Origin of the sequence: Leptothoe sp. PORK10 BA2 (assembly GCF_034932105.1) — a bacterium.
GTDB lineage: Bacteria > Cyanobacteriota > Cyanobacteriia > Phormidesmidales > Phormidesmidaceae > Leptothoe.
The window spans coordinates 1-11,213 of record NZ_JAYGIG010000067.1; the positions used below are offsets into that span (position 1 = coordinate 1).

Below are 11,213 nucleotides of genomic sequence, written 5' to 3' on the forward strand. Positions count from 1 at the left end.
CAAAACAGTCCGTCATCCGCATGGGAATCGAACCCATCTCATGGGTTTCCGGTAATTGCTCCCGCACCAATCGGCTCAGACTGTCCTGATTATCCCAGGCAAAGGATAGCCGATTCGCCAGCCCCCGCAATTCAAAATATTGCCTCAGCCCTCGCTCCATCAGATAAGACGCACCACCGGCTAAGACTACGTCGCCTTTGCCGGTAGCCAAGCTAGGAATCAAATGGTCATTAAAGTGAGGATCCAGCGCTGCCAGATAAGCCGTTTCCACCTGGGCCATGGCATCACTAAAATTCACCATCTGCCCCTTGGCCACCGAATACTGACTGGGATTTTCTGCTTCCAATGCAGTCAATAGAACGTCAAAGTCTGCATCAGAAACCCCTGCTGCTGTGGCCGCTTTCTCAAACGTCTCCCAAAAGCCAGGGAACTTAGAGGTGGACTTAGCCCCATTTAACGTGCCCGTTTCAAAGGCCAGCTGAGTACCATTGCGATGGCCAAGCATTTCCACCCAGGTGGTGCGCTGGGTAATGGCAACGCCTTGCTGCTGAAGTTCCTGCTTACGCTGCACATAGATGCCATAGCCTTCGGGCCGAAACTTCAGCTGTAAGCGTACTTTGTAATCGTGCTCATCGTGAAATCTGAAGCCCTGGCAGATTTGCATCAGCCGGTCTGCAATCTGCTGACGGGTACCCAGTTCATTGATGGGTAGCAGAATCCAGACGACGGCATCGAATTTAGATGGGAGGTTTTCGGCGGTTGCAATAGCCCCCAACGCCGCCGCAATCCGTTCCGGAGCCTTCAGAAACTTATCCTCCTTAAAGCTGTTGTACTCCAGAAAGGCACGGGCCGATTTCCCCACAAATGTCAGCTCATCTCCCAATCGATACCAGGCATTGTCCTGAGGACGACCGCCATGATTAATCCGACCAATGCCCAAAGCAGGCAGCTGAGCCACTTCCGCATCCATCCACAGCGCCTGAGTTTGACCCTGATTCAACTTATAGAAAAACTTACCGCCTGACTTACCCAGGTCGCAGGCCAAAAGCAATTTGGCAGGCCATAAAGACGTCACCATACGCAATTTCCTAAATCAACTCACCCATTGTGGCAAGAATCAGAGTGAATAACGTGACTATTCGTGAAACTTAATTTCTAAATTCAGAAATAAATCCGTCATTGCGTGACAAATCGTGTCAATTCAGGGATATCAGAATCATGAGCAGATAGTCTGTAATCAGCAAACGTTACGCCCCGATCCGGGGCTTCACGGAGTGGCCACACAGGACGCCAAATTTTTGGCAATTTTCCTCTAGCCCCCATCTCCCAACGGTTTCAAGGTTTTTCACGTCATCTACTCGTTTTGCCCGATTGTTGTGTCGTTTTAGACCAAGCTTTCCGTGCTTTCCACGAGTAATCTTTCTGCCCATCAAGCGGCCCATTACTACTCAAAAGAAGACTATTACAGCCAGGAGGAAGGAGTGTCCCCATCTCGCTGGTTGGGGCAGGGTGCCCAGAAATTGAATCTCTCCGGGGATGTGGAGACGGAGACGTTTCAGCACCTGTTGCGGGGGCAGACCCCGGAGGGTCAAAATTTGTTCAGCCGTAAGGTGGATATTGATCAACGGCGAGCGGCCACAGACTTTACGTTTAGTGCGCCGAAAAGTGTCAGCATTGCCGCCTTAGTTCAACAGGATGAGCGGGTGGTGAAAGCCCATCATCAGGCGGTGGCAAAAGCCCTTTCTGTTTTAGAAGAACGTTATGCGCAGACGCGGATTTCAACCGAGACGGGACGGCAGCGGATCAAGACGGGTAATCTCATCACGGCTGTGTTTACCCATGGCACCAGTCGAGAAGTTGAGCCGCAGTTGCATAGTCACTGTGTGGTGTTAAATGCTACCCAGTTAGACGATGGTCGTTGGTTTAGTTTTAGTAATGAGCAGGCTATTGCTAATAAAAAACTGCTGGGCCAGCTCTATCAGAATGAATTGGCCCACTTACTTAAGCAGCAGGGCTATCAGATTGAGCCTAAAGCCCACGGGCAGTTTGAGCTAAAGGGCTATGACCCAGAATTGCTGAAAGCTTTTTCTACCCGGCGAAAACAGATTCTATCTTTACTGGAAGAGTGGGAGTCTGAGGGGAAGAAGCCAACGGCCTCTAATGGCAAGGCAATCCAGTCGGAGATGTTGCTGCGGGAGGCGGCAAATCTGAAGACGCGGAAGAATAAACCAAAAGTAACCAGCGCTGAGCGGTTGCTAAAGGGATGGAAGGCGTTTGTGCAGTTGAAAGGGTTTGAGTTGCCTGGATTGCCGGGGGAGGGAGTTGCGATCACCCCCGGTAAAACGGTTTCAGCTAAGTCAAACCTCAAGCCCGCTATTCAGCATTGTGGTGAGCGGGATGCCGTTTTTCGGCAAACACACCTGGAGCGGTTTGTGTTTGAGCATCATTTGGGAGAGCAGAGTTGGGAGGAGTTGGAGGGTGCGATAGCGACCAACCCCGAACTCATCAAAATCGAGGAGGAAAGGTTTACCACCCAAGCGGCTATGAACCTGGAACTCAACACCATCCGACTCATGCAGCAGGGAAAAGGAAAAGAAGCCCAGATCGCACCATTGTTCCAGGTCGAACAGATTCTGACAGGAGTCCCACTGACCCAAGAACAACAGCAAGCGATCCAACAGACCTGCACGACCCCCGATCAGTTCATAGCATGGCAAGGATCTGCCGGTTCCGGTAAGACCTATGCCCTGAATACCCTCAAGCAAATTACCCAGACTCAAGGGATAGAGGTTAGAGGCTTTGCCCCCAGCGCAGAAGCGGCGCATGGCTTAGGTCAAACATTGGGCATTGAGACAGAAACTGTGGCAGCACTGTTGGTTTCTCAACGTCAGCAACCGTCAGAGATTGAGGCTTTCTGGATTGTTGACGAAGCTGGACTGCTCAGTATGAAAGATGCCCATGCCCTGTTAACCCGTGCCACAGTCGAAAAGGCCCGAGTTCTCCTCGTGGGCGATACCAAGCAGCTCTCAGCCGTGGAAGCCGGTAATCCCTTCAAGAGCCTTCAAGCAGGGGGGATTACAACTGCTCATCTGGATGAAACCCTACGGCAGCAAACCCAGGAACTGAAAACAGCAGTCCAGTTGATCGCTCAGGGTAAGACTATTGAGGGTATTGAGGCTTTGGATAATGCTGGATGTGTTCAAGAGATTGATAATACGGATCTCAGGCACAAGCAGTTAGCTCAGGATTATTTGGCGCTGTCAGCAGAAAACCGAGTCAAGACACTATTGCTGGCTGGTACGAATCAGGAGCGATTGGAGTTGACGCAAACCCTTAGGGTAGCCATTCAAGAGGAAGGTAATCTGGGCCAGAATATTTTCACAGTGATTGGACTACAGCGGAAAAATATCACTCAGACTCAAGCTCAGTATGTGACGGTCTATCAGCCGGGAGATGTGCTGGTGCCCAGTCAGGACTACAAGAAGCAGGGATTATTGAAGGGGCAGCAGTATACGGTGGTTGCGGTGGATCGGGAACAGCAACAGCTGTTAGTCGAAACGCCGAGTGGGAAGGTGATGGGGGTAGAGCCGGAGAGATGCGAGCATAAATCCGTCTACACCATCCAGGCCCTACCAATCGCACCGGGCGATCAACTCCGCTGGACCAAAAATGATCGGGCCGCCAAATACCGAAATGGTCAACGATTTACCGTTCAACAGATTGAGCCAGATGGAACGACTCATATCATCGACACCGAAGGACAGGTCAGTCAGGTAAACCTCAATGGCAGACAGTATGTGGACTATGCCTGGATCAGCACCACCTACAGCAGTCAGGGCAAAACGGCTGAGCGAGTCCTCGCCCTGATGGATAGTACCACGACGAACCGAGAATCTTTTTACGTCACCGTCTCCCGGGCTAAGCAGCATCTGACTCTTTACACCGCTAACAAAGCAGCCCTGATACAGCAAGCCCAGAACTCCAAAGCCAAGGAAAATACTAGCGACTACATGCCCCTACTCAAGATGGTGACTAACCATGCCCAGACTACGAAAGCCTACGGCAGAAACCCCACCGCTACTGGTCAATCTATCGAGTGCGGCATTAGAGATCGTTTCCGAGACGTGTTGACAGTACCTGAGGGAAGAGATCCAATCGTTGAAACTGTCGAACATTCCATCAGCCTCCCTGACAGACCTGTTGAACCAGCTCGAATCCCTGCAGTAGCTCAATCATCTGGAAGAAAACTTACACGAGACAACAACAGATTTACAATCCTTGCCACTGAGCTGAAGAGACCTGTTGAACCCTTGGCTCCTACGCCCCATACCCACTATCACCAACTGTGGCAGCACTATAGCCAAGGTATCCAGGCGAGCAATGCCGTTCAGCTAGACTATCTGGTCGCCAAGCAAGCCCTGGCGGATGGTCAAAGCCAAAAGCAAATTGCTTTGATGCTGTCAGTGGGTAGTGTCATGGTTAAACAGATTTGTGAGCGACAAGGTCAGAAAATGGCGGTAGATTATGTGAACAAAACGGTTTGGGCGATTTGCCAAACCCAGCAGATTCATAAGCAACGTCAGCAATTAGAGCTGGATTAGAATAGGGGATGAACTTCTCTGAAAGCTCTTATATCTCAGGCGATTGCAGTCAGAAACACCATACTTCATGATCTGAAGATGCGGTTTGGGTTGCAGCCGAATCGCCCGGAGTTGGGTCAACTCTGTTTAAGGTGACTAGAGAGGTACAGCAGTTAACCGTAGGCATCACTTAGCGTAAAGTCAAGAACTGGAAGGCTCATCTGGGGTAAAACAGGTGGTGTCTAAAGCCAGTTACCAACCAAGACTAAAGGAGCCCACATTCCAGGCAAAACGCTGGCTCCCCTGTGAATAGCCCGAATTTGGGCTTGCTGTAGAGCTTGGGCTTTATTTAAGCTCGGATCTTTCAGGAATTGATAGAAGTCTTGGGTTATTTGCGCTGTAGTTCGGTCATCGGCTTGCCAAAGAGATGCGATCGCACTTCGTGCCCCGGCTCGAATCGCCACACCGGCTAAGCCTAGAGTGGCGCGATCGTCTCCAATAGCCGTTTCACAGGCGGTTAGCATCACCAGATCAACCTGTTGGTTGCCAGGGGTGCTACTGCGGATGAACGACTCTAGCTGTCCAAAGGTCACCTTCTCACCCTGCCCAGTAATAATAAAATTATCCTCAGGGTCAGGGCTAAATAGACCATGGGTAGCAAAGTGCAAAATAGGAAACCTATCAGCTTGTAAGGCCTGTCTAAGTCCACTCTCGCTAAAGTCATTATCTAGGAGAGCCTTACTTCCCGGTAGCTGGGAAACTACCGACTCAATTTCGGCTGGCACCGAGGGTAAAGCAGGGAATACACGACTACCCACCCGGACTTCTTGACTACTGCCTAAAACTAAGGCCCGTAAATCTTCAGGCTGTAGGTTAGATGGGGCTGTCAGCGTTAGTGCAGGGGTAGTCGCAACAGCGTATTTTTCAACTAAGAACTGCTGGCCATCGTGCAATGCCGCCATGGGCACACTGCGCAAAAATTGGTCGTGGATAAAGACCAGAGTATCAATTTTGGCGTTCTGGAGAGCGTCTTCCAACGGGCTAATCATTTGCCTATAAAGTTGTTCGGCAATCGTGGTATCGAAGGGCTCTGTCGCCAAATCCTCCAGGCCCAATCGAAATTTGATCACGGTTTCTTGTAGCTGCTGGCTGTCGTTAATCCAGACCAATTTAGGGAGTTGATTGGGAATATTGGCAATTAGAGCAGTTCGATCGGGAAAAACCACAGAGCTAATCACGGCGGTTCGACTGCTCTGTGCCAGTAGGTCAACCCTTGCTTCAGCTACAGGGCTAAGGATGCAATCGTTGCCAAAATAGTTCTGGAGCTCTGCGAGTCGGAGCGAATCAGCAGTCACTAACGCGGCTTCTAGTTGAGCGGCATCTGTGGCCGCTGAAGGAGGCGAATTTTGCTTGCTTGCAACTTGCTGTTGGTTTGAAACAGTCGCCAATTGCAGGTCAATCAATTCCCGATAGACAGGCTCTATGGTGTCTCGAAAATCGAACTGTACATCTTGATCGGCCACCAGGATTTCGGTACGAATGGAGTCGAGGGTAGCAATCGACTGGTGGTAGGCAGCCAAGGCGTCAGCGGCTTTACCCTGCTGACGATAGATGCGGCCCGCTTGCCACTGCCACAGGTAGAGGCTGTCGGCAGAGCCTAAATCCTGGGTCGCTTTAACCTGGGCTTGTTGAGTCAACGTCATTGCAGTTTTGAACGCGCCTTGGCATTCGGCTAGGTGGCCCAATTCTCCTAGGGCAAAGGACTCAGCTCGGTCATCGGAGATTTGGGCTGCGATCTCAGCTCCCCGCTCTAGCCAAGCTTTTGCCTGCGCTTCATTGCCAGGGATGACACAGCGAAAGGCCGTGCCTACTGGTTGGTAAGAGCGACCGAGGGCAATCGCCCCGTAGGCAACCTCACGGCTGGCAGGTAGTTGGTCAATCAAAACTCCCAGGCGTTGACGGGTCGCTAAGATCGAATCTGTGGCCTGTTGTCGGCGATAAATGGGTAGGAAATTTAGTAGCGTTTGAAATTCCCCTATCGAGCTGGCTTGTCGCTGGGCAGTGGCAAGGGCCGCTGCAAAACTTTGCTGGGCTGCAGATTCATAGCTCTGGGCCTCTTGAAAAAAAACATCGGCAATATCTTCAAGCCCAGTCTGTTTAACTCCCTCGGCTCGACGAAAGCTTATTTGGGCCTGACGGCTTGAAATGCTGCCCAGGCTGTTGAGCATAGGCACCTCAAACTGCCCATACCCAGCGTCTCTAGCCAAACCTAAGCCTTGGCCTAAGAGTTTTTCGGCTTCTTGATAGTCGCCTTGAAGGCGATAGGCTTCGCCCAAACTACCCAGGGCTGCCACTTGACCAAGGGTATCGCTAGCGGCGATGGCGATGGGTAGCGCTGAACTGGGTTCACAGTCGTCAACGGCGGTGTCGGTTTTGGGTAGGCAGAGAAGTGCGATCGCCCGGCGCTGTTGCCCCAGGCTCAGGTAAATCTGGGCTTGCTCGGTTAACATGCGACCCACCTGTGGAGCTTGGCTCAACTGGCGATAGAGCGCTTCTGCCGCCGCCCAGGAATCGATTGCGGCTGAGGGCTTGCCTAGCAGTTGATAGGCTCTTGCCAAATTTTCATGCACGATGGCCTGGTCACCTGAGCTGTCACCGGGAGGGTAAGCTTTCAGAGCAGTTTGCCAGCGGTCAACGGCACCCTGGTAGTCGCCTGTTTGGTAGAGGGATACGCCTTCTTGAACGAACTGCGCTGGGGTAGCCGCGTAAGAGGCACCCAGCCGTGGCAGACCATGCCCTACCCACAGGGCCAGGGTAAAGCCAAGCAAAAAAAGGATACTGAGCAGTCTGCGCACAGGGCGACGAAGAATTTGGGGCATGGATGGTGGCACCTCTGCTGAATCGCGATACAGTTTTCTAAACCAGGTTCCGCTAGAGTGGGCTCTAGCGATTAGCTCTCAGGGTATCAGAGGTCTACAGGGGAGGGAAGAATGCTAAAGCACAATGTAAGGTTTTGGTTACTAAAGGTAACTGTGGTGGGTTTGGTGGGTGCAGCTAGCAGTAGTGCTATGACTCAGCCTGGTCTGGCCCAAAATGTGATTATTCCAGATGCCACCTTGGGTGGTGAAGCATCTCAGGTGGTTCCTTTCGCTCCTCTTCCAACCGTTGATTTGATTCTGGGCGGGGCTACACGAGGCCCAAATCTCTTTCACAGCTTTGAGCAATTCGATATTGGCGATAATAACCGTGCATATTTCATCACGCCTAATGCAGATGTTGGTAGTATTTTTGCTCGCATAACTGGTGGTGATCCGTCCCAAATCCTAGGGGTTTTAGGCATTCGGCAAGGAGATTTTTCTATATCTGGCGCTGATCTTTTTTTGATCAACCCTAATGGAATCATATTCGGTCAGAACTCAGCTTTGGACGTAGGCAGCTCATTTACAGCAACAACAGCAAGCGCTGTACAGTTTGGAGATACTGGGGTCTTTAATACTATAAATCCTGAACTGCCACCATCTTTAATATCCATTACCCCATCTGCATATTTTTTCAACCATCCTTTGATCGGAGACATTAACATCAACTCTACTCGCCAAGATTTAAATGACGGGACTACACTAGGCTTACGCGTGCCTAATGGTGAGTCATTACATCTACTTGGAGGTAACTTAAACATCTTAGGTGGCGAAACACTAGCAGGTGTAACTGCTCTTGGAGGGCGAGTCGAGCTTGGTGCTGTTGGTGGACCTGGTCAAGTAGAAGTAAAAACAGATGGCTTCCTCAACTTCCCAGACACATTGCCTAGAGCTAATATAAATTTAAGCAATGCTGCTATTGTCAATACGATTCTAGATGGAAGCGGAGAAATAAATGTTGCTGCCCAAGAAGTAAATTTGTCAGATAACAGCTTTCTTTTGGCTGGAGTGGCCACTCATGAGAGTGCATTAAATGATCGAAATGGAAATATTACAATCAATACAACAGGCTCACTTCAAATTGAAGAAGGATTAATTGCCAATGCGATTTTCCAAGGTGGAACAGGCAATGGCGGCGACATTGTAATTTCATCTGAATCATTGACGATCTCAAATGGCTCCCAACTCACCACAGAAAACTTTGGCACTGGCAATGGAGGCAACATATACATCAACTCATCCGGAGAAGTCTCAGTAAATAGTGGAAGTATTGTGAGTCGTCTCAACGAACGGGTATCAACCTCAGCCTTAGCCTCAGCCTCAGCGGGGAATATTTTGATTCGAGCTGGAAACTTTAGAGCAGATGATGGAGCAAGAATCAACTCTAGAGGCAACAATAATGGAAATGCAGGAAACATAGGTATATATGCAAATTCTATTTTCTTAGGTAACAGAACTGATATAGATAGCAGAGGACGAGGTAGTGGGTTCCCTAGCATTGTAGGTAATTCCGGAGATATTACTTTAGAGGCAAATCAAGATATTTTTGTGCTTAACGCTAGCATAAATAGCGGTATGCCTATGGGAAGAGGAGAACCCGGTGATATCAATATAGCCAGTAGAAATTTAACTATTGAAGACACTTTTATTGGATCTGGAACCCAAGCATTGAATTCTAATGGAGGTAATATTAGGTTTACTGTTGTTGATGACATTGAGCTGAGAGATAGTAATATTCTTGCGGATGTTGGATATGGAAATGGTTCTGGGCGGGCTGGCAACATAATTATATATGCCGATAATCTCTTAGCTCAAAATACCAATTTAAAGGCTAATACATATACGGGAGGGAGTGCGGGTAGTATTGTTCTGGACATCAATAATGATACTTTACTCTCCTTATCTACGTTAGAAAGTGCCAACGATAACAGCGAGATTGGAGGAAGTGGAGCATCAGGATTGATTGATATCCAGACAGGAAACTTATTTTTATTGGATGGTTCACTTTTAGACACTAGTACAAACGGTGGTCGGGATGGAATTTCTTTGATCGCTGGAGATATTGAAATAGAAGTTGATAATATTTTTGAAAGCCAAGATAGTGCTATTGTTAGCCGTACGGAAGGCTTGGCTAATGGTGGCAACATCCGAATATCGGCAGGTTCCTTACTCATGAGTTCTGGTTCTCAAATTAGTGCTGGTACGGAGCGTCAAGGTAATTCAGGAAATATCCTAGTTAATGTAGATGGCTTGACTGAAATTCGAGATAGTAGCTACATAAGCAATATTGTTGAACCAGGAGCCACAGGCGACGGAGGTGGTATTCTAATCAATACGCACGATCTTGCATTGACCAATGGTGGTGTTATTGCTGCGTCCGTAGCTGGCGAATATCAGCGTTCTCGTAACCGATTAGTAAACGCTGGCCAAGGCATAGGTGGAAATATTGAGATTTATGCCTCTGGCAATGCCACTTTTTCTGGGATTAGTCCTGGTCTGCTGTATTCTGGTGCATATAGCTTTGACTTTCCTGTTAGCCCTCTAGGCACACCTAGTGGAGTTTATTCAGAGCTTGGGCAAGGAGGAATTGGTAGTAGTGGCAATATCACCATGAATGCTGAAAATCTCACCTTAAGTGATGGTGCCACCATATCAACTATAAGTCGTGGAATCGGAGACTCTGGGAATATTCAGATTGACACTGCTGATTCTATCCTTCTTGACAACGGAACAATCTCTACGGACATTGATTCAAGTGCGGTTGCGCAAAATCCGAGCAGTATTATCATTGTCTCTGGAAGAATAGCAATGATAAACAACTCCCGAGTTTCTACAAGAAGCGATGGGTTAGGAGATTCGGGAAATATTCAGATCAGACTAGAAAACGGCAGACTTGATATTATAAATAGCAATATTCAAACAACGTCTGCTAGAGCCTCTGGAGGATCAATATTTGTTGATTCAAATAATATTTTCCTTCGTGAAGATGGTAATATACTGACGAGCATCTTAAGTGGTAGTGGTTCAGGAGGTAACATAACTCTCCTAGCAAGATCTTTTATCATTGCCTTGGATGACAGTGATATACTCGCTTTCTCTTCTGAGGGAAGTGGAGGAAATATAACACTTCAAACTCCTGGTTTTTTCGGCGAAAACTTTACCGTTGACTCCCTCACCGCTGACCCTGAGGGCTTGGATGGAAATGATCGTGTAGACATTAATGCGACGGGCGCTGTAAGTGGGGCAGTTACTATCCCCAACATTAGCGTTATTGAAAACAGCCTGACTAACCTGCAAGACACTATTGTTGACACCGCAACCCTCACTGCTGGAAGTTGTATTGCACGTACCAACGCTGACCAGGGTAGATTTGTGGTTACTGGTAGCGGTGGGCTTCCTGTGCAACCAGGGGCCAGTCGTATATCTGTTTACCCTACTGGCAGTGTACAGTCCCTCCCTAACACAGAACCTCAGGCAGTTTGGCAGCCAGGAGACCCTATTGTAGAACCAACGGGTGTTTTTCCCTTGCCCAATGGTCGCCTGGTGCTAGCTCAGTCTTGTGATGACAATTAAAAGTCCAGAGTTCCCTAACTGGACAGTGCGAAGTTCATCTCTAACTGGTGAAAGTCTCTAAAAAAGAACATCCCAGTACCCAAACGGTCTGGAATGTCCGAAACTGGCTGAAACCATTACAATCAGCCAGTTCCATTATGGA

The 11,213-nt window shown here is 48.9% G+C and carries 4 protein-coding genes; 2 read left to right on the forward strand and 2 right to left on the reverse strand.

Annotation, left to right across the window (positions count from 1 at the left end):
• Positions 1-1,078, reverse strand: a 1,078-nt coding sequence (locus VB741_RS13415; protein WP_323365690.1) for a hypothetical protein, incomplete at its 3' end; no start/stop codon positions are given.
• A 322-nt stretch (positions 1,079-1,400) separates the two neighbouring features.
• Between VB741_RS13415 and mobF the strand changes: the two genes are divergently transcribed.
• Positions 1,401-4,601: a MobF family relaxase gene (gene mobF / locus VB741_RS13420; RefSeq protein ID WP_323365691.1), complete on the forward strand. Its 3,201-nt coding sequence runs from the start codon at positions 1,401-1,403 to the stop codon at positions 4,599-4,601.
• Between the two features lie 221 nt (positions 4,602-4,822).
• Here mobF and VB741_RS13425 read toward each other — a convergent pair whose 3' ends face one another.
• On the reverse strand, positions 4,823-7,459 hold the full coding sequence (locus VB741_RS13425; RefSeq protein WP_323365692.1) for a CHAT domain-containing protein: 2,637 nt from the start codon (positions 7,457-7,459) through the stop codon (positions 4,823-4,825).
• Between the two features lie 189 nt (positions 7,460-7,648).
• On the opposite strand from VB741_RS13425, the gene VB741_RS13430 reads away from it, so the two are divergent.
• Entirely contained in the window at positions 7,649-11,071 is a 3,423-nt protein-coding gene (locus tag VB741_RS13430) for a two-partner secretion domain-containing protein (protein ID WP_323365693.1), read from the forward strand.
• Positions 11,072-11,213: the final 142 nt, after the last annotated feature.

What these genes read in the sequence shown, in the direction of transcription:
- VB741_RS13425 (WP_323365692.1), bottom strand. Translation starts at nt 7,459, where the DNA reads ATGCCCCAAATTCTTCGTCGCCCTGTGCGCAGACTGCTCAGTATCCTT.
- VB741_RS13430 (WP_323365693.1), top strand. Translation starts at nt 7,649, where the DNA reads ATGACTCAGCCTGGTCTGGCCCAAAATGTGATTATTCCAGATGCCACC.